The sequence below is a fragment of the Pseudoalteromonas sp. JSTW genome (assembly GCF_013423925.1).
In the GTDB taxonomy this organism is placed as follows: Bacteria; Pseudomonadota; Gammaproteobacteria; order Enterobacterales; family Alteromonadaceae; genus Pseudoalteromonas; species Pseudoalteromonas lipolytica.
In genome coordinates, this window is the sequence record NZ_CP058972.1 from 2,827,977 (window position 1) to 2,851,900 (window position 23,924).

The following is a 23,924-nucleotide window of genomic DNA, read 5'->3' on the forward strand; positions in this document are numbered from 1 at the left end:
ATTAAACTCCTTCTTGTTTAGTTTCGTATAGATTCGCACGCTTGATACTGCGTAAGTCATTAAATCTTACCCCGTGCTGCGCCATAATAGGCAGTATTTTTTGACTAATAAGTTGGCGAATATAAAACGGCTGATTTGGCACAAAATGATGAATAGTATGGGTACGACCAAAGTCAAAACAAAATAATTGAAAAGGTATAAACCAGCGACTATTAATCACGTGAGTTTGCTCAATCACATTGTTTACACCACCGTAGTAATGCATCGATGAAGTAATAAAATTGAGCGATGATGAACGAATAATATTTGGTATTATTAACACTACCATCAAAAACTCAGCAACCGCCAGCACATCTAACCCCCAACTAGGTAACATAGATTCTAACGGCATAAATAACTGCAGTAAGTAGTACGCGATTACCCCATATAAAATAACGAAATAGGCGGTCGCAATTGGAAACCCCGCGTTAAATACGGTCAAAAACTTAAAGCCTTTAATTTCTTTATTAAAGCGCTTACTGTTGATTACTAATCCCAACAAACCATCAACAATCACCACAGCCCTAACAAACGGGTTTTTTATGCCATTACCGACCAAACGTTCTTCTAAGTCTTGATTGGTTCCTGAGACCTTATGATGGTGCAAATGAATTTTACGTCGATACCACGGGTTCACCGTATTTGGTCGCATTAACCACACAACCAGCATCATAAAATTATGAAGCCAAGGACGCTTACTAAAATATTGCTTATGAATAAGGTCATGTTCAAGTTCGTGAGAAATAGACGTAATCACAGCCGCTAAAATAATACACAACCACGCGGGAATGAGGCTCATATAATAAAGTGACGCGACACCAATTAATGACAATAGTGACAACAACAAAATAACCAAAGCAATACTATTTTGTTGATTAAGAACAGGGTATTTCGCTCTCAGTGCTTGTTCTTCTGTTTTAATAGCACTGACAATCGCCTGAATATTTTGCTTAGCGGTTAATTTTGGCATAGTTACGTTTGCTCGTTTGTGTATACCAAAATCATACCGCGAATACTCAGCGGTCTCTAGCAAATTGCTCTAAAAAAGGAAGTATCTCACTGGGTGGCAAAGGTTTTGAAAAGTAATAACCTTGAATATAGTCACAACCAGCATCCGTTAACACTTCAAGTTGAGCGTATTCTTCAACCCCTTCAGCAACCACTTTAATACCCAGTACACGACTCATTTGAATGATTGACCTAACTAAGGCTTCGTCAGCTAAATCAACATGTATTTCATCAATAAACGACTTGTCGAGCTTGAGCACATCAACCGGAAAACGACGCAGGTAACTTAACGATGAGTAACCAGTACCAAAGTCGTCTAACGAAATTAAACACCCTGCTGCTTTAAGTTGAGTAAGCACGTCGAGGTGATTGGTATTTTCGGGGGCAAGTACACTTTCAGTTAATTCAAACGATATTTGCGAAGGCTTAACACCTTGACTCTTTATGATGTCAATCCACACATTGCGTTCAGGGTTGTACTCTGCAAACTCAAATAATGAACGGTTAACATTAAATACCAGCTGATCATACCCTTGTGCTTCAAGTGCCTTAATTTGCTGACACGTTTTTATTAACACCAATTCACCGAGTGGAATTATGACACGCGACTCTTCAGCTAATGGTATAAACTCTACAGGCGACACCCACTGCCCTTGGTTTTGCCACCTGACTAAACTCTCAAATTTAGCAACTGTGTTATTTTCAATATCAATAATTGGTTGAAAATAAACCTCTATCTCGTTGTTCTTAACAGCCTGTGTCAGTTGCTCTACCAGTAAATTGTGTTTTTTAACTTTGTCGTCCATTTCAGTACAAAAGTGTAAATATGGATCCGCTGTTTGTTTTGCGTTTAAGCTAGCCAGCTCAGCTTGCCTAATAAGACGACGGGCTATTTTTTCAATTTTAACCTGCGATGTCAGTACATTATTATATTCATAATGACTGATACCCAGTGTCACTGTTACATTTTGACGAATACCGCCAATAGAAAAAGGCTCAATCAATAAAGCATTAATTTGTTTACAGACAAGTTCAAGCTCATGGCTATCCTGATAGGTCTGTAATATTGCAAAGCTGTCTCCATCGATGCGTGAAAATGCACACTCTTTAAAGGTATATGCCAGCCGATTTGCTATTTCACATAGCAGTTTATCCCCGAAGGTTAAGCCATATACGGTGTTAATGTCTTGAAATCGATCAACATCAAAATAAATCACTGCCAAGTGCGTATTAACATCATTTTGATACGACGGTGCCGAAATTAAATCACAAATACGTTCTTTAAAATAAAAGCGATTTGTGAGGCCCGTCAGTTGGTCATGATTTGCATGAAAATAAATTTTCCGCTCAGCTTCTTTTTTCTCTGTGATATCGAGAATGAAGGCGACGTAACACACCTCACCATTGTTAACCATTTTAGTAATTGATAAAAACTGGGTGTATAAGTCCCCTTGCTTGTTCTTATTCATGATCTCACCAGACCATTTACCTTCGGTATCAATGTGATGCCACATGGCACGATAAAAATGCGATGCATGCTTATTCGAACTCAATATTTTAGGATTTTTTCCTATAATCTCGTCGAACGAATAGCCAGTCATATTCGTAAATGCAGTATTTGCGTATATGATCTCGACATTTTCATTGCAGATAAAAATAGCTTCGTGACTTTGTTCTATCAATTGATTGGCAAAATCTAACTTGGCAATAAAGCGATCTTTTTCAATCTCTCGTTGAATAAGGCCTGTAAATAAGGAAAAGAAAGACTCAATTTGCATGGCATCACTGATCGCATGCTGAAAAAGTGCAACGAGAATGGTATCTGTTTTGCCAGACATACTCTGCAAGGGCACCCCGACATACGCTTCAATACCCATATCAACGAGTAATTTATCGTCTGGAAATAATTGCTGTACGTCTGAGCTATAGCTCGAGATACCGCCGCAACTTACATCGTTGCAAGGCGTGCAGCGAATATCATAACTAATGTTTTCGACGATTTCGTCATTGGCCACCAACGTTAGCGTTGTTGCCTGCATGGTGTCTTCATCAACATGAGCTAAAAAAACGTGTGACGCCCCCACCACTTCTGACAAAGAGAGGCATATAGCATTATAAAAGTTTTCACTTTTAAGATTAGATATACTTTCAACAATACGTTTTAGGTCGAATGTACCCACGCTTCCCGCCTTATCTTATATGCACTAAGTGTTTGACTTAACTTAAAGTTAAGGTTTCAAATTGTATTACATGAAGCCTATAAATACCATGCTACTCTAGTCCATTATGATTAATTTTCAATCAAGTAGACACACAAAATCAGGGGTTATTTAATTACTCAACATTGTTTGAACACCTGTGATTAATAATAGAACAAAAAGGATTTTATAGGGGCAATCAGAGCATGCCAGAAGAAAATGAATGAAAGGTTAGCCATGGAATTATACTGAAAGCTGTCTTTATCCCTCCTCTTGCAAAAGGCACGAATCTTTAAAGTTACGATGGTTAAAAGATACGATGGTTAAAAGATGCAGTGGTTAAAAGGTACGGTGACAAAAAGACACGGTGCGCAGACTTTACTTGCCTAATTGCCACGCCCCGTGTGTTACTCAAAAACGCGAACACACAACATAAGACACATAACTGATTTATTTCAGGCATAAAAAAACCCCAGCAAAAGGTGCTGAGGTTAAAAAGTGGTACCAGTGGGCGGACTTGAACCGCCACGCCCGAAGGCAACGGATTTTGAATCCGTCATGTCTACCAATTCCATCACACTGGCTTCATTTTTCTTTAACCTTCTAAACACGAGAAGATAAAGAAAAACCACTTTAGAGCAATAAGCTTTTTAACTGCTTTTGTCTCTATGCCAAGCATTATACAAAGAATGGGTGAGGCAGCAAGCGTTTTATGCGGCCTGATGAATCAACCGCACAATTATTAAACAAGTTGTTAACCAGTGTGCTTTGGCATCATTCGAGAAACAATGGCCTGACAGTCTATTTCATGGCTTAAACAACCATACTGCGAAAAGTGAGGACCTTTCAAACGGCTTGTTACAAATGCGTGTGCGATAATGGGTTCACCAAACTGCAAGAACGTTGCGGCTTGCCAAAGCTGTGCTAAGCGCTCAATGATCCGCCGAGCCTGTATTTCTAAATGTGACGTATCGGTTAGTAATGCCTGCAATTCATCAAGCTTATCGGCGTAATCACTGTTTAGTGCACGTGCTTTTTCAAGCTCCTTCATAAGCGCCGTTAACGATTCTGGCTCGCGGTTAAACACGCGCATTAGATCTAAGCATTGCACGTTACCTGACCCTTCCCAAATTGAATTAACAGGGGCTTCTTTATAAAGGCGACTGGCAATATTGTCTTGCACATAACCTACTCCACCAATGCATTCCATCGCCTCGAAGGTGTGCTGAACTGCACGCTTGCAAATCCAGTACTTTCCAATCGCAGTCGCACTGCGAACGAGTGCAGCTTCGCTATCATCGTCTTGTTTATCAAGTGCGTGGGCAATCCGCATCGAGATTGCCAACGCGGCCTCTGCTTCCAAGGCTAAATCAGCTAAGACATTCAGCATTAATGGCTGTTGATGCAGTTTTTTTCCAAAAACAGCGCGCTCTGATGTGTGCCATACCGCTTCTTTTACTGCTTGCATCATCAATGAACTTGAGCCGAGCATACAGTCATACCGTGTGAGTGCGACCATTTGAATAATCGTCTTAATACCACTGCCTGGTTCGCCCAACATCCAGCCATGCGCTGATCTAAACTCGATTTCAGAACTGGCATTTGACTGATTTCCTAATTTATTTTTTAAACGCTGAATATAGACGGCATTTTTTTCACCACTTTCAAGCCAGCGCGGCACTAAAAAGCACGACAATTGTGAATTAGGGGCATAGGCGAGCACTAAAAAAGCATCGCTCATGGGGGCTGAACAAAACCATTTGTGTCCTTCAAGCACGTAAAGCTGCCCTGCACCGCCTTCATTTAGTGGTGTTGCTTTGGTGGTATTTGCTCGTACATCGGTGCCTCCTTGCTTTTCGGTCATGGCCATACCAATCGTAACACCTTGTTTTTCAAACCACGGCTTGTTGTCGCCATCATAATGATTGGCCAGTATTTTTGGCAGCCAAACTTCAGCGATATTGGCTTGACTGGCAATAGCGGGCACACTCGCAAAGGTCATCGTTAGCGGGCAACCTGACCCTGGGTCAGCATGATTATGTAGTACAGCCATCACCGCGCGTACAACATGACTGCCTTGCTTTTTTTGCTGCCAAGGTAAGGCACAGTGTCCTTGCGCTATGGCATGCTGCATAAGCTGATGATAACTTGGATGGTAATCAACATGGTCAATACGCTCACCAAAGCGGTTATGTGTATTAAGTTCAGGCAAATGCTTATTTGCCAAGAACCCAGCTTGTAACAGTTCCCCTCCCACCTGTTGCCCAAAAGCAGAAAGATGCGCTGTTCCCCATTGTCCCGCAAAACAATTTTGCCAATACTGCAACACGTCGTCAGCCTCGTACGCGTTATAGTTTTCAAGCGGTTTGGGTTGATTAAATACCACGTGGGTTTCACTCGAAGAAACAGACATAGAAGGGCTCTCTTTTTTATTATTTTTTCAACTATAGCAGGTCAGACCTGTTTGTCGACAAGCGAAACCCTCGCTAAGTATTTCTTGTTTGCTAAGGACTTTGCTAAACTACAGCGCAATTTAATAGGATGAGAGTGTTTATGTCAGCTGAGTTTCCTCGTGCCGGTTTTTGGCGCCGTTTTGCCTCGTTAATTTACGACACCTTGGTTGTGATTGCCTTTGCAATGCTCACAACTGTGCTATACCTACTGGCTGTTCAGGGACTTATTTCACTTGATGTGTTGAGTATTGGCAATGCTGAGGATGTCTCAGCGTATATTCAAAACTCCCCTTTGCTTTATGGCATCCGTAGTGGATTACTGGTGTTAGTGAGCGTGGCATTTTTTAGTTACTTTTGGGCTAAAAGCGGGCAAACCATAGGCATGCGCGCATGGCGCTTAAAAGTACAAACCCTCGATGGTAAGCTGATTAGCTGGCAACAAGGTGCGCTAAGAGCAATATGTGCTTTATTAGGTTTGGGTAATTTAGTGGTGCTGATTGATTTTAAAAACAAACGTGCACTGCAAGATTACATAGCTAAAACAGAAGTAATTACGCTCACAAAAGAAGAAAATAAACGCATTTATCGCTCATTGGATTAGGCGCAGTTCGCTTAATTAAGCTTATTGGTGTAATCACTGATTGGTAAAGCGAGACAGTAGATACAAAAAAGCGTGACTAAATGGTCACGCTTTTTTTGTAATTAAGTACGTTTACTACACACGCTTATTTAGCAAGTAGGTCGCAAAACCAATAAATAGAATGCTTGGCAACACCGCACCGACAACCGCTGGAATTTGATATACCATCACCACAGGGCCAAATATTTCATTGGTTAAGTGGAAGGTAATGCCGGTTATAACCCCCATAATGATTCGAGCGCCCATTGTAACGGTTCGCAGTGGGCCAAATATAAACGACAACGCCACTAATAACATCACCGCGATAGACACAGGCTGCATTACTTTGCGCCACAGTGCTAACTCATAGGTGCTGGTATCTTGTTCATTTTGTTTTAGGTAACTCAAATATGACCAAAGCCCAGTAAACGATAACGCTTCTGGTTTTACCGATACAACCCCTAATTTTTCTGCTGTTAACTGTGAATCGTAAAACTCTTCAGTTTGCTGTTCAGTGCTAATCTGTTCTGGCGTGATTTTAACTTTATTAACGCCACGCAACAGCCAACCATCTTTTCGGTTTACGGCTTCTTTTGCTTTCGTTATTTGAGTTAATTGCAATGACTTATCAAAATGATACATATGTACACCACGCAATACGCCTTGCTGATCAACATCTTCTATATTTATAAAGTTGCTGCCATCTTTTGCCCATACACCTTGTTTGGCATTAAAGACATCGCCCCCGTTAATAGCGTGGTTGCGTATTTCTTTCGCTTTAAGCTGTGCTTCGGGCGCTCCCCACTCACCAAGCGCCATCATACAGATAGCCATAAACATGGCAGTTTTCATTACCGAGGCAATAATCTGTAAACGCGACATGCCCGCGGCCTGCATCACCACCAACTCACTGTTTGATGCTAAAGCACCGAGTCCCGTTAAGCCACCAATGAGCGCTGCCATCGGAAAGAAAATAACCAAGTCTCCCGGCATGCTGTACACAGTGTAAATCAGTGCTGTCGCAATATCATAACTGCCACGCCCTACCGATTTTAACTGTTCAATAAATTTAATAAGGGTACTGATACCAACCAGCACCATTAATGCAAATCCTGTAGTTTGAATAATGCTGCGGCCTAAATACCAGTCGAGTGTTTTCATCATGCGCTTAACTCCCGCTTAGTCACCACTGCTTTTAACCATGCGCCGAGCGGGCGGCCTTTAATAATCAATAAACCACCAATAAACAAGGCAGATAAATGAATCCACCACAGCCCAATTGAAGGTGGTATTTTACCATCTTCAACAGCAAATTTAGCGGCATTAAGAAGGATGAAATACCCTAAATACAAGCTGATTGCAGGCACTAATTTAGCAAATTTACCTTGTCGTGGGTTAACCACACTAAGCGGAACGGCCAGTAAAGTAAGCAGTGGAATCGAAAGCGGTATTGCAATACGCCACTGCCACTGAGCAACCGCTTCTACACTTTTCATTTTAAATAAATCAAACGTTGGTACGGCTTCTAATTTACGGCGTTGATGTTCAATTTCTTGGTCTTGGATTTGTACGCTATAACCATCAAACTCTGTCAGGTTAAGCGCCGCAGATTCACCGTCTGTTTCATAACGCTTACCATCATTCAAAATAAGTTGTTGCTCACCGTTATCTTGTTCAATCACGACACCACGCTCTGCGTAGACTAACCGTGCCAAATCACCTTTCTCACGGTCAGGTAACTGGGCAACAAAAACTTTGTGAAGTTCTTTACCACCGTTTTCAATATTATGAATAAAGACAACGGCTTTTTCGTTGCCTGTTTGCTGAAAACGACCCGCTCGAAGCGTAGACAAACCAGCATCGGCTTTTGCTTGTTCTTTTAATTGATACTCTTGCTCACTCGCCCAAGGTGCAATGTACAGTGTTAAGGCACCCGCAAGAATGGCCATCGCTGTACTTGAAATAAGCGTGACGCGCACAACATACCATTCACTGACGCCACAGGCTCTAAACACCGTCATTTCGCTATCGGCATAAATACGACTATAGGCCAAAATAATGCCTAAAAAGATACTCAAAGGGAGAATAAGCGACGCAAGCTGCGGTAGTTTTAACGCGATCATCGAAAGCACAAGCTTTGCAGGAAGTCCTCCATCTGAGGCATCACCTAAAATCACCACAAACTTTTGCGACACAAAAATGGTCATTAAAGTTAAAAATACGGCGACCTGCGACTTTAAGACTTCAGTGGTCAAATAACGGAAAATTAGCAATGCTCGCCCCTGTTAAACATCGTGTTTCACTGGAATAGTAAGAAATTTTGAGTAAACTAGTTATTTTACTCACTTTATTATATGCCATCACAATTAAATATCATACCTAGCAAGAACATATAATCTTGCATTTATAGTACAGATGGCATCTATTATGTGATATTGATATTCACAATAAGATAAAGTTCAAAAACACGTAAATAGAGTCATAGTTTATGAGCTAATATTAGTGTTAATAAACTAAAAAATGTAAGAAAGGACTCGAAAATGAATTTCTTACCCTTATTTACTAAGGTTATACGACTCAAAATCAGGAGTGACAATGGAATTTAGCGTAAAAAGTGGTAGTCCAGAAAAACAACGTAGCGCATGTATTGTAGTTGGCGTTTATGAGCCACGTCGTTTATCGCCCATTGGTGAACAGCTAGATAAAATCAGCGATGGTTATATTTCAAATTTACTGCGCCGTGGCGACCTTGAAGGTAAGCCTGGTCAAGTATTGTTGTTGCATCATGTACCCAATGTACTGAGCGAACGCGTTTTACTTGTAGGCTGTGGTAAAGAGCGAGAGTTGGACGACAAACAATATAAACAAATCATCTCTAAAACCATTAACACGCTGAACGAGACAGGCTCTATGGAAGCGGTATGCTTTTTAACAGAGCAGCACGTTAAAAGCCGTGATACTTATTGGAAAGTACGTCAAGCCGTTGAAACGACACAAGATTGTTTATACACATTTAATCAGCTTAAAAGTAAAAAAAGCGACCCTCGTCGACCATTACGCAAAATTGTCTTCAATGTACCGACACGCCGTGAACTCACGATTGGCGAAAGTGCAATTGAGCATGGTTTAGCTATCGCAGCCGGTAGTAAATTATGTAAAGACGTTGCCAATATGCCACCTAATATCTGTAACCCAGCGTATTTAGGTGAGCAAGCACAAGAGCTTGCCGACAACTTTGACAATGTCACGGTTGAAATTATTGGTGAAGAAAAAATGGCTGAGCTTGGCATGAATTCATACCTTGCTGTCGGCCGTGGTAGTGCGAACGAGTCTGTGATGTCGGTAATTAAATACCAAGGTGCCGACAAAGACCAAGCCCCTATCGTACTCGTTGGTAAAGGTTTAACCTTTGATTCTGGCGGTATTTCAATCAAACCAGGCGAAGCCATGGATGAAATGAAATACGACATGGGCGGTGCCGCTGGGGTTATTGGCACAATGCGCGCATTGGCTCAAATGCAGTTACCTATTAATGTGGTTGGTGTGCTTGCTGGTTGTGAAAACATGCCTGGTTCAAATGCTTATCGTCCGGGTGATATTTTAACGACAATGTCAGGTCAAACTGTTGAAGTATTAAATACGGATGCAGAAGGCCGTTTAGTGCTGTGTGATGCACTCACCTATGTTGAGCGCTTTGAACCCGATACCGTGGTCGATGTAGCCACCTTAACGGGTGCCTGTATTATTGCGCTTGGTTCGCATGCAACGGGGTTACTTTCAAATCATAACCCGCTTGCCCATGACTTACTTAAAGCATCTGAGCAAAGTGGCGACCGCGCATGGCAGTTGCCACTGTGGGATGATTATCAAGAACAACTTGAAAGCCCATTTGCTGATTTCACCAACTTAGGTGGCCGTGCAGCTGGGACAATTACTGCTGCGTGTTTCTTGTCTAAATTCACCAAAAAATACAATTGGGCGCATTTAGATATCGCTGGTACAGCATGGCGCAGTGGTGGTAAAAACAAAGGTGCAACGGGTCGTCCGGTGCCAATGTTGACACAGTATTTACTAAACCGTGCTGGCATTAGCGAAGCAAGCCACGACTAAGCACGTTATTTACAGAGTAAGTAACGCTAAATAAGGCGCCAAATGGCGCCTTATTAATTGAAGCAATACGCGTTCTATGTCAAAATCTCTGCTTTGATCTGTGTATCTGTGGGGACGCCCGTCACAATGAGCATGAACGCACAATTTTACGTTCTAAAACAAGATGATAACAGCCAACAAGCTGATAAAGCGTGTTTTGATCTTGCCGCTAAAATCGCTGCGGATCAGTATCGTCTTGGTCATCGCGTATTTATTTACGCCGATAACATCGACACGGCCCACACAATCGACGACATCATTTGGTCATTTGAACCAGATAGTTTCATACCACACAACCTACAAGGTGAAGGCCCTAAAGGCGGCGCTCCAGTAGAAATTGGTATGACGCCACCTGTCGGCAACAGAAAGATATTAATCAACTTAGCTGAACACCTGCCGGATTTTATTCGCCGTTTTCAGCAAGTTTTTGACTTTGTTCCCGTTGAGCCAACCGCTAAACAAGCTGCCCGTGAGCGGTTTAAAAAGCTTCGCCAACTGGGCGCCCATATTGCAACGCAAGAAATTGACATTTAAGCATTTATTTAAGGTTCTGTGTAATGGATAAAACCTACAATCCGCAAGATATTGAACAGTCTTTATATCAAGACTGGGAAGAAAAAGGCTACTTTAAACCATCTGGCCAAGGTGACGCATACTCAATCATGATCCCGCCACCAAACGTCACGGGTAGCTTACACATGGGCCACGCATTCCAAGACACTATCATGGATACGCTAACACGTTTAAAGCGTATGCAAGGCAACAACACATTATGGCAAGTAGGTACCGACCACGCAGGTATCGCAACACAAATGCTGGTTGAGCGTAAGCTTGCTGCTGAAGAAGGTAAAACACGCCATGACTTAGGTCGTGATGCATTTATCGACAAAATTTGGGAGTGGAAAAATCACTCTGGCGGCACAATTACCAAACAATTACGTCGCTTAGGTGCGTCAGTCGATTGGGACCGTGAACGTTTCACTATGGACGAAGGTCTATCTGAAGCCGTAAAAGAAGTGTTCGTACGTCTTCATAAAGACGATTTAATCTACCGTGGTAAGCGTCTAGTAAACTGGGATCCTAAGTTACACACAGCCATCTCAGATCTTGAAGTTGAAAATAAAGACAAGCAAGGCCATATGTGGAACCTTCGCTATCCACTCGCTGATGGCGTAAAAACACAAGACGGTAAAGACTACATCATCGTAGCAACAACGCGTCCAGAAACCATGTTAGGTGATACTGGCGTGGCTGTTAACCCTGATGATGAGCGTTACCAAGACCTGATCGGCAAAGAAATTTTATTGCCTATCGTCAATCGTCGTATTCCTATTGTTGCCGATGAACATGCCGACATGGAAAAAGGCACGGGGTGTGTGAAAATCACGCCAGCGCACGACTTTAACGATAACGAAGTAGGCAAACGTCATCAACTGCCTATGATCAACATCTTCAACAAAGATGCGGCAGTATTAAGCCAAGGCGAAAGCTATACTTTCGACGGTAAAGAGCTGGCGCTTGATGCACCTATTCCTGAACGCTTGCACGGTCTTGACCGTTTTGATGCGCGCAAGGCAATTGTGAGCGAATTTGAAGAACTGGGTTTATTAGAAAAAATTGAAGACCACAGCCTAACGGTTCCTTACGGTGACCGCTCTGGTGTGGTAATTGAGCCTCTACTAACAGACCAATGGTACGTGCGTGTAGCACCGCTTGCAGAACCAGCCAAAGAAGCCGTTAAAAACGGTGACATTAAATTTGTACCACAACAATATGAGAACATGTACTTCTCGTGGATGAACGACGTACAAGACTGGTGTATTTCACGTCAACTTTGGTGGGGTCATCGTATTCCAGCTTGGTACGACAACGAAGGTAACGTGTATGTTGGCCGTGACGAAGCAGAAGTTCGCCGCGACAATAACATTGCTGATAACGTGGCGCTTAAACAAGACGAAGACGTACTTGATACATGGTTTTCATCAGCACTGTGGACCTTCTCAACACAGGGTTGGCCTGCAAACACAGATGATTTAAAAACCTTCCACCCTTCAGATGTATTGGTAACCGGTTTCGACATTATCTTCTTCTGGGTTGCGCGTATGATCATGATGACCATGCACTTCATCAAAGATGAAGACGGCAAGCCACAAGTTCCATTTAAAACCGTTTATGTCACCGGTCTTATCCGTGATGAAAACGGCGACAAAATGTCTAAATCAAAAGGTAACGTACTTGACCCAATCGATATGATTGACGGTATCGACCTTGAAAGTCTCGTTGAAAAGCGCACTGGCAACATGATGCAGCCACAGCTTGCGAAGAAGATTGAAAAGAATACCCGTAAAACATTCGAAAATGGTATTGAAGCACACGGTACAGATGCCCTACGTTTCACATTAGCGGCAATGGCTTCAACAGGCCGTGATATAAACTGGGATATGAACCGCCTTGAAGGTTATCGTAACTTCTGTAATAAACTATGGAATGCGAGCCGTTACGTATTAATGAATACGGAAGAGCAAGATTGTGGTTTTAATACTGAGGCTGAAAAGCAGTATTCACTGGCTGACCGTTGGATTTTAGGTCAATTTGAAGCCACGGTTAAAACCTACACAGAGCACCTAGAAAACTACCGTTTTGACCTTGCTGCAAACACTATCTACGAGTTCACATGGAACCAATTCTGTGATTGGTATTTAGAGCTTACTAAGCCGGTATTATTCAAAGGCAACGAAGCACAACAACGTGGTACGCGTCATACTCTTATCACGGTATTAGAAAGCTTACTGCGCTTAATGCACCCAATGATGCCTTATATCACAGAAACAATCTGGCAACGTGTTGCTCCGCTGGCGGGTATTGAAACTGCAAACACCAGTATTATGGTGCAAGCTTTCCCTGTATACACAGCTGCAAACGTCGACAGCCAAGCAATGGACGACCTAGAGTGGGTTAAACAGTTCATTCTAGCTATCCGTAATATCCGTGGTGAAATGGATATTAGCCCAAGTAAACCATTGTCGGTTTTACTGGCTAATGCATCAGATGAAGACACGCGCCGTTTAGCTGATAACGAAGCATTCTTAGCATCACTTGCTAAGCTTGAAGCGTTCACGCTGCTTGAAAATAAAGACGATGCGCCAGCGTGTGCAACATCGTATGTTGGCAACTTGGAAATCATGATCCCAATGGCTGGCTTAATTGATGTTGAAGCTGAGCTTGGTCGTATTGCTAAGCAGCTAGAAAAAGCTGAAAAAGGCTTAGCGCAAGTACAAAATAAACTTGCCAACGAAAAGTTTGTGAACAACGCACCTGAAGCAGTTCTTGCTAAAGAGCACGCTAAGCTTGCTGAGTTTACAGATGCAAAAGACAAACTATTAGCGCAAAAGGCGAAAATAGAGAGCCTATAACGCCATACACTAAGCGCGATTAATTCGCGCTTACAAAAAAGCCGCATCATGGTATTTCATGATGCGGCTTTTTTAATTTCTAATAAGTATCAGCGATTTTTACACAGTATAAAAATCGCCTTAAATATTAAAATGTGTAGTTATACTGAGCACCTAATAGTACAGCATGACCTTTTGATTCATATTCCCATGAAACATTTTGGCCAAGTGACGCTGCTAAACTATCTTTTTCAGTGAAGTTTTGTGTTTTACCACGAAGAATACTCACACCTAAGTCGATATTTGAGTTTTCGCTAAATGCGTAATTACCACCGAACGAGAACCAGAAACGGTCTGTATCAGGAATAGAGATTGAAAGGTGTGATTGATCAGCTGGCGATTCATCGTAGGCAATACCTGCACGAAGTAATAACGCATCGCTGTACTGATAGTCAGTACCAATTGAGTAACGCATTGAATCAGAGAAATTCTCTTCTTTAGAGAAAACAGGCGTTTCACGGCTTGGTGTATACGCTTCTAATTTCTGGAAGCTATCCCAACCAGTCCATAAAATGCTGTAGTGTACGCCTAGCTTTTTGTCTAATTGGTGTGAACCAGAGAACTCAGCAATCGCTGGTAATGTTAATTTTAGCTCGCCAGGTACAGTCATGCCCGCTAAACCACCCACAGCTGCAGGTAATTGGTTTGAGTACTCACCTTCAAAATCGATATCTGTTTCGCTGCGGTAGCTAAAGCCAAAGCGGTTATTTTCATCAAGTTGGTACATTGCACCCACGTTCCAACCAAAACCGTAATCGTCACCTTCAAGGTGAGCAATTTGCGTATTCGCAGGGATACCAAATGGGTTAGCACCGGCATTACGAACTACTTTTGCATCAGCGTAAACATAGTTTAAGCCAAGACCTACGCTGAACTGCTCGTTGATTTTGTACGATGCACTGGCATTCATGTTAACAGTTACGATTTCAGTTTCACCCGCAATCGAGCCTGCCGCATAGTCGTCATTAAACTCAGTTGAAAGACCAAAGTTAGAAAAAGCACCAAAACCTAACGACACTTTGTCATTTAATGGCATGGTGAAGTAACCCGCAGGAATAAATGCAGATGGAGCGATGCTATCATCATCAATTGAGTTTGCATCTAAACCATATGCAGCGCTCTGGCCTTTTAAGCTTACGTCTGGAATAACAGCAATGCCTGCCACTGAAATTTGCTTGTCTTTGAATAAAGACATAAGTGCAGGGTTACGAGCTACAACTGAAGCATCATCAGCAACGGCTGCTTCACCTGCGTATGCACGGCCTAAACCCGATACATTTTGCTCTGCTAATTGGAAAGCTGCAGCAAAGCTGTCAGCAGAAACAACAGCAAGTGATGCTGCAATTAATGTTTTAGTGAACTTCATAAATCTGTGTCCTCTTGCAATCTAATGCGTTAGCGATACCAATTTATAGTGCAACCAGCTAGTTAGCTTTTAAAGTTAGCGCTACATGTTGGTATTAGATGTTTTATTCTAATAATTACAAACTTTCGAACATTACCTTAATTAAGATCAAAAAACTGTAATTTTTCGTTAGAAATAGGTAAAAAACCCACATTTTAACAACAAGATAACAACCTATTAAAACTCATCAGATCTCTAGTAACAAACAGCAATTGATATCAATTATCATTTGCATTGACATCTTTTTAGCATCGCTTTAGACTAAAAACAGTGTGTTAATGGATTAGGCGTGGTTATGGAAATCGCTTTTATTTTTACTGCATTGCTCTTATGTGGAGTCAGTGTTTACTACTTCTGTAAAGCAAACTACTGTGCTTGTACCAAAGCCGGTGAGTGCGATAACCCCGTTAATCAGTATTGGTTAGGTGCGATGTGCAGCGCGGTTCTGTCGTTATTGTTGTGTTGTGTTGCTTTGCATGTCGAAAAAGGCACATTATTGTGGTTGGTATTAATGGTAAGTTGTTTTAGTGGTGCATTTATTTCAGCTAAACGTAATGCCAAAAAGCGCTGCACTAAAGCTAAACAAGCAAATGCTCTTTTAACAAACGAGCCAAATTAAGCTGGTAATCAAGCGGTTTGATACTAGCAACAATCTTTAATTCATGGTTTTCGCTTAAATTAACATCTTTAGCGGTAATATGGTGCTTGTGTTTAGCATTATAGAATATTTTTACTTTAGGCTTTATAGGGTTCTCGTGATTCCCTTCCATCACTAACGCAAGGCGTTCATTGTTAAGCTTAACAATTGTGCCAACTGGATGTACTCCCAAGCACTTAATAAACCGCTGTACAAGTTCTGAGTCAAACAGGTGCTTATTAGCCAACAAGTAACGTAATGCCGAGATAGGCTCTTCGCCTAATTGATGAGGGCGGTCTGCTGTCATTGCATCATACACATCGACTATAGCCATCATTCGCGCTGGCCGACTCAGCTTTTCAGCGCCAATGCCACGCGGGTAGCCACTGCCATCTAAGCGTTCATGATGATTAACGACCATATCAAGCATTAACGGGCTAATTCCCTTTTCACCTTTAATCACACCTAAGCTTTGTGCGACATGTTTTCTAACAACCTGCATTTCTGTGTCATTCAATGCACTGGGCTTTGATAGCACTCCTTGCGGCATTTTTGCTTGCCCTATATCATGCAAAAGCGCTCCCATAGCAAGTTCTTTTATCGTTTTTTCTTTGTAGCCTAGATACTTAGCAAACACACTGACTAAAATTGCGGTATTAATCATATGACGCCAATTATAGATATGCTTGTCTTTAAGACGCGTTAATATCGTCAGCGCATTGTGATTCCGAAACACAGAGCCGACAATATCAACCGCAATATCATCTAATAAACTCATATTCATTTTCAGACCCGCGGTGATGTCTGAGTAAAGTGCTTGTAATTTACGGCTGTACTGTTCGTAGTGAACACTCGCCTTAAGAAACTCCTGCTCAACCGTTACAGCGTGCGACTTAGTATTAAGGGCGTCAGTTTGCTCTACAATGGGTTTGCTTGGTTCTGCAACTGGTTGGTATTTTTTAGGAAGCGCAACATCACTCTGAGCAAAATCGATAAGGAGTTCTTCAACGCCCTCAGAAATTAAACGCTTAATAATGGTTTTATCACGCACTAAACCACGCGTTTTTATTTTAATGCTGTTTATGTGTTCTTGTTGCTTACTGACACTGTCAACAAACATCCCTGGTACAAGTTCGGCAATCGGTAAGGTGATTAACATAAAAAGGTTAGTGCATAAAAAATCGAGTTTTCATTATCGCCCAACCGAAAAAAATGTCTATAGATCAAGTCTCGAATACGAAATAGGTATGAGTTAATTTTAGAAGTTAGAAGTTAGAAGTTAGAAGTTAGAAGTTAGAAGTTAGAAGTTAGAAGTTAAAGGTTAGAGGTTAGAGGTTAGAGGTTAGGAAATTATAAGCGCGATTGTATATCGCGCCATAATTCAAACAGTAACGCGGGGTAAACCCGCTGCTACATTTTATTCCTGAAAGTATGTGCCCCAACCGTCATACTCAACGTCACATTGCTGTGCAAGGGCTTCTAATTTATCAACATCTTCCATTATGACTTCAACGTCAAGCTCAGCTTCAACAACGACGTCAAAGCTCCATACTTTTTGGCCATCTTCTAGCTCAAGTTCTGCAGGTTCTTCAACATCGTAGCCAAGTTTAAATGCGGCTAGCGCAGCTTGCTCTAATTTTTCGAAGTTTTCACTTACGAAGTGATGTTCAACTTCATACAGTACTTCAGGATCTGAGCCATCTTCAAGGAGTGAAGTAACAATGTCTTCACTAATTTCGCGCCAATTTTCCATTATTTATTTCTCACTTGAGCATCTAATTCAGTTATTTTAGCAGCCATAATATTATGAACATGCGACGCATGCTCACGTGCAGTTACGTCTTTATCAAGATAAATCGGCGCTAACATTTCAAGGTAAATTGTACCATTGTCTAAGCGGTTTAGCTTAATAGTTTTATGCGTGGTACTCATACAAACAGGCACAATGGGGACATCGGCACTCATTGCGGTATGAAATGCCCCCGTTTTAAAAGGCAGTAAACCGCGACCATAACTCCGAGTTCCCTCTGGGAACATCCACACAGACAGACCTTTTTGCTTTATTTTTTCGGCTGATTTAGAAATGGTACCCGCTGCTTTTGAGCGGTTTGCACGGTCAATTAAAATATTACCTGAAAGCCAGTATAGCTGACCAAAAAACGGAATCCACTTTAAGCTTTTCTTACCAAGGCTGACACAATTTTCTGGCACCATCGCGGGTAAGGTGAATATGTCGTAGTTGTTTTGATGATTTGCTACATACACTGCTGGACCCACATTTTTAGCGTCAGGGTGATAAGTCAGCTCAAGCTTAACGCCTAGCAACACCGCCATTTTACTAAACCAACCTGAAACAATGTGCACATTATTATTGTGAAATGGTTTAAAAATGCATAAAAGCAAACCAAACACACAGCTTAAAACAATAAATAACGCCATGATAATAATACGAAAAACAGCTAACAAACGGATTCTCCTCGAGTAAATCAGCGCGCATTATAACGTGAAATATGTCATTACCATAGCTTTTGGCGTACATGTGTGCGCTAAGATATTAATCTCTTTTCGTTGCAATAAAAAAGGCCTGCTTAGCAGGCCTTCTTAATTTATTCACTCAAATCTGTTGAGGATTCGTCTGGTTCATCGGTGTGTGTTATTTCTACCACCGCTTCATCTACACGCTGTAACCCTCGTGGTAGCTTATTACCTCGACGACCGCGCTCACCATGATAATGCTCAAGATCACTTGGTTTTAAGGTTAATTTACGCTTGCCTGCATGAAGTGTCACACTGCTGCCCTCAGGCACCACCGCAAGTACTTTTACAAACTCTTCACGGGCTTGTACTTTTGCACTAGGAATAGAAATAATCTTGTTTCCCTTGCCTTTGCTTAGCTTAGGTAAATCACGTAATGGGAATAACAGCATACGGCCTTCATTTGAAATCGCCATACAGTAATCTGTCGCAACATCACTCACACGGATAGGAGCAAGTAGCTCTCCGCCTTTAGGCACGCTAACCAGCGCTTTACCATTCTTGTTCTTACTAACAAGATCTTTAAAGTCGCTAATAAAGCCATAACCTGCATCTGAAGCCATCAATAATACTTGATTGTCTTCTGCCATCACCACATGTTCAAAGTTAGCCCCAGAGCTTAAATTAAAGCGCCCTGTCATTGGCTCACCTTGGCTTCGCGCTGACGGTAAGCTGTGCGCATCCGTGGCAAATGCTCGACCACTTGAGTCAAGGAACACCGCAGGCTGGTTGCTCTTACCACGCGCCGATGCTTTATAGTTATCGCCTGATTTATAACTGAGTCCTTCCACATCTAAATCATGGCCTTTACCGACACGTGCCCAGCCTTTTTCAGACAGCACAACAGTGACTGATTCTGATGGAATAAGATCTTTCTCGCTCAATGCTTTTGCTTCAACACGCTCAACAACAGGTGAACGACGATCGTCTCCGTACATTTCAGCAGCTTCTTGAATTTCTTTCTTCATTAACGTCGACATACGACGATCTGAGCCTAGCGTTTGCTCTAATTTATCACGCTCTTTGGCAAGCTCATCCTGCTCGCCTTTAATTTTAAACTCTTCAAGTTTCGCTAAGTGACGTAGTTTTAATTCTAAAATCGCTTCGGCTTGCGTGTCTGTTATTGCGAAACGCTCCATCAGCACTGGCTTTGGCTTATCTTCAGTACGGATGATTTCAATCACTTCATCAATATTTAAGAAAGCAGTTAATAAACCTTCTAAAATATGTAAGCGCGCAAGTACTTTATCTAAACGGTACTGTAAACGACGACGTACTGTTTCACGGCGGAACGTTAACCATTCAGTTAAAATGCTGAGTAAATCTTTTACTTGTGGGCGTCCATCTAAACCCAGCATATTTAAGTTTACGCGGTAGTTCTTTTCTAAATCGGTTGTCGCAAATAAGTGGGCCATTAATGGCTCTGCTTTAATGCGATTTGAGCGCGGTACAATAACGATACGCGTTGGGTTTTCGTGATCAGATTCATCACGTAAATCTGCCACCATTGGCAGCTTTTTCGCATTCATTTGCGCCGCTATTTGTTCAAGTACCTTAGCACCTGAACATTGATGCGGTAGCGCCGTAATAACAATATCACCGTGTTCTTCGGTGTAGATTGCCCGCATTTTAATTGAACCACGACCAGTTTGATAAATTTTACGAATATCGTCTTTTGGTGTGATGATCTCAGCTTCTGTTGGGTAATCAGGCGCATGCACTAATTCCAGCAGTTCTTCGATTTCAGTTTTTGGTTTATCGAGTAATAAACAACATGCACTCGCCACTTCACGCACATTGTGTGGTGGAATATCGGTTGCCATCCCCACCGCAATACCCGTCACACCATTAAGTAAAATATGCGGTAAACGAGCAGGCAGCACCATCGGCTCATCTAATGTGCCATCAAAGTTAGCCGTCCAATCAACAGTTCCCTGCCCAAGCTCTTTAAGTAAAACTTCTGAGAACTTTGATAAACGTGCTTCGGTATAACGCATTGCAGCAAATGACTTAGGATCATCCGCGGCCCCCCAGTTACCTTGCCCATCCACCAGCGGATAACGGTAAGAAAACGGCTGCGCCATTAAGACCATGGCTTCGTAACATGCGCTGTCACCATGTGGATGGTATTTACCTAAAACATCACCCACGGTACGCGCTGATTTTTTATATTTTGCTTGTGCCGATAAGCCCAGCTCACTCATCGCATAAATAATACGGCGCTGTACAGGTTTTAGACCATCGCCTACATGCGGTAAGGCGCGGTCCATAATGACGTACATCGAATAATTTAAATAGGCGTCTTCAGTAAAGCGCCCCATTGTTTGTTGTTCTATGCCCTGCATCAGCAAGGTATCTGTATCACTCATTAACGCTTACCTATTTTTTCTTAGCGCTAACGCGGTAAATCGCATTAGCGTAATCGTCTGAGATCAATAAGCTGCCATCTGCAAGTTCTGCAAATGCAACTGGGCGACCAAATGTTTCTTCATTTTGCATAAAGCCAGTAATGAATGGGGTGTACTTTGTAATACGGCCTTGTTCAACATTGGCTAGCATGACTCTATAACCCGACTTTTTCGAACGATTCCACGAACCATGCTCAGCAACAAATAACTGTTCTTTGTAGTTGGCCGGAAATTGCTTACCGTTGTAGAAATGAATACCGAGTGGTGCAACATGCGCCCCCAGCGCCAGTGCAGGTGATTTGTAATCAGCAATACGCTTACCTTTGCCAAATTCAGGGTCTAAAATAGCCCCTGCATGCACATAAGGGAAACCGTAATGAGCGCCTTCTTCTCCTTCACCTACTCGGTTAATCTCGCATGGAGGCATGTCATCGCCCATCATGTCACGGCCATTGTCACTGAACCAAAAAGCATGGGTAGTTGGGTGATAATCAAAGCCCACTGAATTACGTACACCTTTGGCAATCGTTTTAATTTCTTTGGTATCAACATCCAAAGAGAAAATACGGCCGTACTTGTCATCTTCTGCACAAATATTACACGGTACACCAACAGGAACAATTAACTCCCCCGTTGGCGCAAAGCTAATAAACTTCCAGCCATGGTGACGATCGGTTGGGAACTTATCGTAAACCACCTCAAATTTGGGTGCTTTTAAATGTTTATCAATTTCTTTAAAACGAATAATACGTGACACTTCAGCAACGTATAAATCGCCGTCTTTTATTGCTAAACCCGACGGCATTTCGAGCCCTTTGGCTATCACAATTTTCTTATCTGCTACACCATCACTGTTATGATCGATAAGCGCATAAACATTGCCCGCTTTTCGCGAGCCGACATACACAATGCCTTTTTTAGAAACGGCAATTTGACGCGCATTCTCAACATCATCTGCAAATAAACTAACGTTGAAGCCATCTGCAACCGTTAGTTTATCTAAAATATCTTTTGCCATCACTGGCGCTGACAACAAGCTCAGTGATAATAATGAAGTCAGTATTTTTTTCATTTTTCTTGCCTTTTAATTCATTTTCAGCAACTAAGTTGCAGCTCTATATTTAAACTTGTGCACGATTACCGTGATCTTCTAGCCACTGACGACGGTCTGAAGAACGCTTTTTAGCAAGCAACATGTCCATCATTTCCATGGTTTGCTCTTCTTCATCAAGTGTTAGCTGCACTAAGCGACGTGTATTAGGATCCATGGTGGTTTCGCGTAATTGCAGCGGATTCATCTCACCAAGACCTTTGAAGCGTTGTACATTAACTTTACCGCGTTTTTTCTCTGCTTCTATCCGGGCTAAAATGCCATTTTTTTCGTCTTCATCAAGGGCGTAATACACATCCTTACCAATGTCGATTCGAAATAAGGGGGGCATTGCCACGTACACATGGCCTTTTTTGATAAGCGCAGGAAAGTGACGCACAAACAATGCACACAACAAGGTGGCAATGTGTAATCCATCCGAGTCAGCATCCGCTAAGATACAGATTTTATTGTAGCGCAGACCTGATAGGTCACTTGAATCAGGGTCAATGCCGAGTGCCACCGAAATATCATGCACTTCTTGCGATGCCAAAATTTGCCCAGACTCAACTTCCCACGTATTTAAGATTTTACCTCGCAGCGGCATAATCGCTTGGAACTCGCGATCACGTGCTTGTTTAGCCGAACCACCCGCCGAGTCACCCTCAACTAAAAATAGTTCAGTGCGGTCATTATCTTGCGCGCTGCAATCGGTTAATTTACCAGGTAATGCGGGGCCAGAGGTAATGCGTTTACGCACTACTTTTTTGGCTGCACGTAAACGACGTTGCGCATTAGAGATACATAAATCGGCAAGTAACTCGGCAGTTTCGGTGTGCTCGTTTAACCATAAACTAAATGAGTCTTTCACCACACCAGACACAAATGCAGCACATGAACGCGAAGACAGCTTTTCTTTTGTTTGACCTGCAAATTGCGGGTCTTGCATTTTAACTGACAGCACATAACTACAACGCTCCCAAATATCATCTGGGGTCAGTTTTACACCACGTGGCAGTAAGTTTCTAAACTCACAAAACTCACGCATCGCCTCTAAAAGCCCTTGGCGCAAGCCGTTTACATGGGTTCCGCCCTGTGCGGTTGGAATTAAGTTTACATAGCTCTCGGCAATCGATTCACCACCATCAGGTAACCACACAACTGCCCAATCAGCGCCTTCTGTTGAGCTGGCAAACTCACCTATAAACGGCTCTTTAGGCAAGACATCAAAGCCTTTTACAGCCTCATTTAAATAGTCTTTTAGGCCTGTTTCGTAGTACCACTCGAGTGTTTCTTTAGTTTGCTTATTGGTAAACTTGATGCGCAAACCTGGGCATAATACGGCTTTGGCTTTTAATAAGTGATTAAGCTTGGTGATCGAAAAGTTCGCTGAGTCAAAATAGCTGGCATCAGGCCAAAAACGAACCGTTGTCCCGGTGTTACGCTTACCAACCGTGCCAATTACGTTTAAGTCTTCGACTTTATCGCCGTGTTCAAAGGCCATTCTAAATTGCTGCGCATCGCGGCGAACAGTCACTTCAACACGAGTAGATAGCGCATTCACAACCGAAATACCTACGCCGTGCAAACCACCTGAGAATTGATAGTTCTTATTTGAGAACTTACCACCTGCATGTAGCTTGGTAAAAATAAGCTCTACCCCGGGAATTCCTTCTTCAGGGTGAATATCGATTGGCATCCCTCGGCCATCATCAATGACTTCTAATGAGTTATCTTCATGAAGAATGACATCTATTTTTGTTGCATGGCCTGCCATTGCTTCATCGACACTGTTATCGATAACCTCTTGGCCTAAGTGATTAGGACGCACCGTGTCGGTATACATACCAGGGCGGCGTTTAACAGGTTCTAACCCGTTTAAGACTTCAATTGCTTCGGCGTTATAATTTTGCTGACTCATAGTTTTTATA

The 23,924-nt window shown here is 42.2% G+C and carries 17 protein-coding genes and 1 tRNA gene; 5 read left to right on the forward strand and 13 right to left on the reverse strand.

The features are described 5' to 3' along the window. Position 1 precedes the first annotated feature (1 nt). The 4 genes from GZH31_RS12765 to GZH31_RS12780 all read right to left on the reverse strand — a co-directional run bounded on the left by GZH31_RS12765 (position 2) and on the right by GZH31_RS12780 (position 5,658). Positions 2-1,009 (reverse strand): fatty acid desaturase, encoded by a 1,008-nt coding sequence (locus tag GZH31_RS12765; RefSeq protein WP_036966182.1) that lies wholly within the window; start codon positions 1,007-1,009, stop codon positions 2-4. 46 nt (positions 1,010-1,055) lie between these two features. Beyond that, positions 1,056-3,227 (reverse strand): bifunctional diguanylate cyclase/phosphodiesterase, encoded by a 2,172-nt coding sequence (locus GZH31_RS12770; protein WP_036966180.1) that lies wholly within the window; start codon positions 3,225-3,227, stop codon positions 1,056-1,058. A gap of 517 nt (positions 3,228-3,744) precedes the next feature. Then, a tRNA-Leu gene (locus GZH31_RS12775) sits at positions 3,745-3,829 on the reverse strand. 170 nt (positions 3,830-3,999) lie between these two features. Then, positions 4,000-5,658, reverse strand: a complete 1,659-nt coding sequence (locus GZH31_RS12780; protein WP_180311070.1) for an acyl-CoA dehydrogenase family protein — start codon at positions 5,656-5,658, stop codon at positions 4,000-4,002. Positions 5,659-5,798: 140 nt separating this feature from the next. Here GZH31_RS12780 and GZH31_RS12785 point away from each other — a divergent pair, with 140 nt between their 5' ends. After that, positions 5,799-6,299 carry an RDD family protein gene (locus GZH31_RS12785; protein WP_036966174.1) on the forward strand — a complete coding sequence of 167 codons (501 nt, stop codon included), beginning with the start codon at positions 5,799-5,801 and terminating at the stop codon, positions 6,297-6,299. Between the two features lie 114 nt (positions 6,300-6,413). Here GZH31_RS12785 and lptG read toward each other — a convergent pair whose 3' ends face one another. Together lptG and lptF are read right to left on the reverse strand one after the other, a co-directional pair. After that, positions 6,414-7,481: an LPS export ABC transporter permease LptG gene (gene lptG / locus GZH31_RS12790; protein ID WP_036966171.1), complete on the reverse strand. Its 1,068-nt coding sequence runs from the start codon at positions 7,479-7,481 to the stop codon at positions 6,414-6,416. After that, positions 7,478-8,590 (reverse strand): LPS export ABC transporter permease LptF, encoded by a 1,113-nt coding sequence (gene lptF, locus GZH31_RS12795; protein ID WP_180311071.1) that lies wholly within the window; start codon positions 8,588-8,590, stop codon positions 7,478-7,480. Before lptF ends, lptG begins: the two co-directional genes overlap by 4 nt. 322 nt (positions 8,591-8,912) lie before the next feature. Here lptF and pepA point away from each other — a divergent pair, with 322 nt between their 5' ends. From pepA to GZH31_RS12810, 3 genes are all read left to right on the forward strand, one after another. Beyond that, a complete protein-coding gene (gene pepA / locus GZH31_RS12800) occupies positions 8,913-10,427 on the forward strand; it encodes a leucyl aminopeptidase (RefSeq protein WP_036966165.1) in 1,515 nt (504 codons plus the stop codon). Positions 10,428-10,553: 126 nt separating this feature from the next. Then, positions 10,554-11,000 carry a DNA polymerase III subunit chi gene (locus GZH31_RS12805; protein WP_036966161.1) on the forward strand — a complete coding sequence of 149 codons (447 nt, stop codon included), beginning with the start codon at positions 10,554-10,556 and terminating at the stop codon, positions 10,998-11,000. 23 nt (positions 11,001-11,023) lie between these two features. Continuing rightward, the gene (locus GZH31_RS12810; protein ID WP_065979700.1) at positions 11,024-13,879 is read left to right on the forward strand and encodes a valine--tRNA ligase; all 2,856 of its coding nucleotides are present in this window, start codon (positions 11,024-11,026) and stop codon (positions 13,877-13,879) included. Between the two features lie 127 nt (positions 13,880-14,006). On the opposite strand, the gene GZH31_RS12815 is transcribed toward GZH31_RS12810, so the two are convergent. Next, entirely contained in the window at positions 14,007-15,284 is a 1,278-nt protein-coding gene (locus GZH31_RS12815) for an outer membrane protein transport protein (RefSeq protein WP_036966153.1), read from the reverse strand. A 334-nt stretch (positions 15,285-15,618) separates the two neighbouring features. Between GZH31_RS12815 and GZH31_RS12820 the strand changes: the two genes are divergently transcribed. Continuing rightward, the gene (locus GZH31_RS12820; protein ID WP_036966150.1) at positions 15,619-15,942 is read left to right on the forward strand and encodes a hypothetical protein; all 324 of its coding nucleotides are present in this window, start codon (positions 15,619-15,621) and stop codon (positions 15,940-15,942) included. Here the strand turns inward: GZH31_RS12820 and GZH31_RS12825 are convergent. The 6 genes from GZH31_RS12825 to parE form a co-directional block, all read right to left on the reverse strand. After that, positions 15,902-17,119 carry an HD-GYP domain-containing protein gene (locus GZH31_RS12825; RefSeq protein ID WP_074988927.1) on the reverse strand — a complete coding sequence of 406 codons (1,218 nt, stop codon included), beginning with the start codon at positions 17,117-17,119 and terminating at the stop codon, positions 15,902-15,904. The two genes, GZH31_RS12820 and GZH31_RS12825, sit on opposite strands and share 41 nt — an antisense overlap. 258 nt (positions 17,120-17,377) lie before the next feature. Beyond that, the gene (gene rraB / locus GZH31_RS12830; protein ID WP_036966145.1) at positions 17,378-17,713 is read right to left on the reverse strand and encodes a ribonuclease E inhibitor RraB; all 336 of its coding nucleotides are present in this window, start codon (positions 17,711-17,713) and stop codon (positions 17,378-17,380) included. After that, positions 17,713-18,426: a 1-acylglycerol-3-phosphate O-acyltransferase gene (locus GZH31_RS12835; protein ID WP_036966142.1), complete on the reverse strand. Its 714-nt coding sequence runs from the start codon at positions 18,424-18,426 to the stop codon at positions 17,713-17,715. Before GZH31_RS12835 ends, rraB begins: the two co-directional genes overlap by 1 nt. Before the next feature lie 140 nt (positions 18,427-18,566). Further along, complete coding sequence (parC, locus tag GZH31_RS12840; RefSeq protein WP_036966139.1) at positions 18,567-20,864, reverse strand: DNA topoisomerase IV subunit A; 2,298 nt, start codon at positions 20,862-20,864, stop codon at positions 18,567-18,569. A 10-nt stretch (positions 20,865-20,874) separates the two neighbouring features. Beyond that, positions 20,875-21,975, reverse strand: a complete 1,101-nt coding sequence (locus tag GZH31_RS12845; protein ID WP_036966136.1) for a sorbosone dehydrogenase family protein — start codon at positions 21,973-21,975, stop codon at positions 20,875-20,877. Positions 21,976-22,024: 49 nt separating this feature from the next. Further along, positions 22,025-23,914: a DNA topoisomerase IV subunit B gene (gene parE / locus GZH31_RS12850; protein WP_036966132.1), complete on the reverse strand. Its 1,890-nt coding sequence runs from the start codon at positions 23,912-23,914 to the stop codon at positions 22,025-22,027. Positions 23,915-23,924: the final 10 nt, after the last annotated feature.

Excerpts from the sequence above, each read along its gene's own strand:
- GZH31_RS12765 (WP_036966182.1), bottom strand. The coding sequence starts at position 1,009 with ATGCCAAAATTAACCGCTAAGCAAAATATTCAGGCGATTGTCAGTGCT.
- GZH31_RS12780 (WP_180311070.1), bottom strand. The coding sequence starts at position 5,658 with ATGTCTGTTTCTTCGAGTGAAACCCACGTGGTATTTAATCAACCCAAA.
- GZH31_RS12785 (WP_036966174.1), top strand. The coding sequence starts at position 5,799 with ATGTCAGCTGAGTTTCCTCGTGCCGGTTTTTGGCGCCGTTTTGCCTCG.
- lptG (WP_036966171.1), bottom strand. The coding sequence starts at position 7,481 with ATGATGAAAACACTCGACTGGTATTTAGGCCGCAGCATTATTCAAACT.
- pepA (WP_036966165.1), top strand. The coding sequence starts at position 8,913 with ATGGAATTTAGCGTAAAAAGTGGTAGTCCAGAAAAACAACGTAGCGCA.
- GZH31_RS12805 (WP_036966161.1), top strand. The coding sequence starts at position 10,554 with ATGAGCATGAACGCACAATTTTACGTTCTAAAACAAGATGATAACAGC.
- GZH31_RS12810 (WP_065979700.1), top strand. The coding sequence starts at position 11,024 with ATGGATAAAACCTACAATCCGCAAGATATTGAACAGTCTTTATATCAA.
- GZH31_RS12815 (WP_036966153.1), bottom strand. The coding sequence starts at position 15,284 with ATGAAGTTCACTAAAACATTAATTGCAGCATCACTTGCTGTTGTTTCT.
- GZH31_RS12820 (WP_036966150.1), top strand. The coding sequence starts at position 15,619 with ATGGAAATCGCTTTTATTTTTACTGCATTGCTCTTATGTGGAGTCAGT.
- GZH31_RS12825 (WP_074988927.1), bottom strand. The coding sequence starts at position 17,119 with ATGTTAATCACCTTACCGATTGCCGAACTTGTACCAGGGATGTTTGTT.
- rraB (WP_036966145.1), bottom strand. The coding sequence starts at position 17,713 with ATGGAAAATTGGCGCGAAATTAGTGAAGACATTGTTACTTCACTCCTT.
- parC (WP_036966139.1), bottom strand. The coding sequence starts at position 20,864 with ATGAGTGATACAGATACCTTGCTGATGCAGGGCATAGAACAACAAACA.
- GZH31_RS12845 (WP_036966136.1), bottom strand. The coding sequence starts at position 21,975 with ATGAAAAAAATACTGACTTCATTATTATCACTGAGCTTGTTGTCAGCG.
- parE (WP_036966132.1), bottom strand. The coding sequence starts at position 23,914 with ATGAGTCAGCAAAATTATAACGCCGAAGCAATTGAAGTCTTAAACGGG.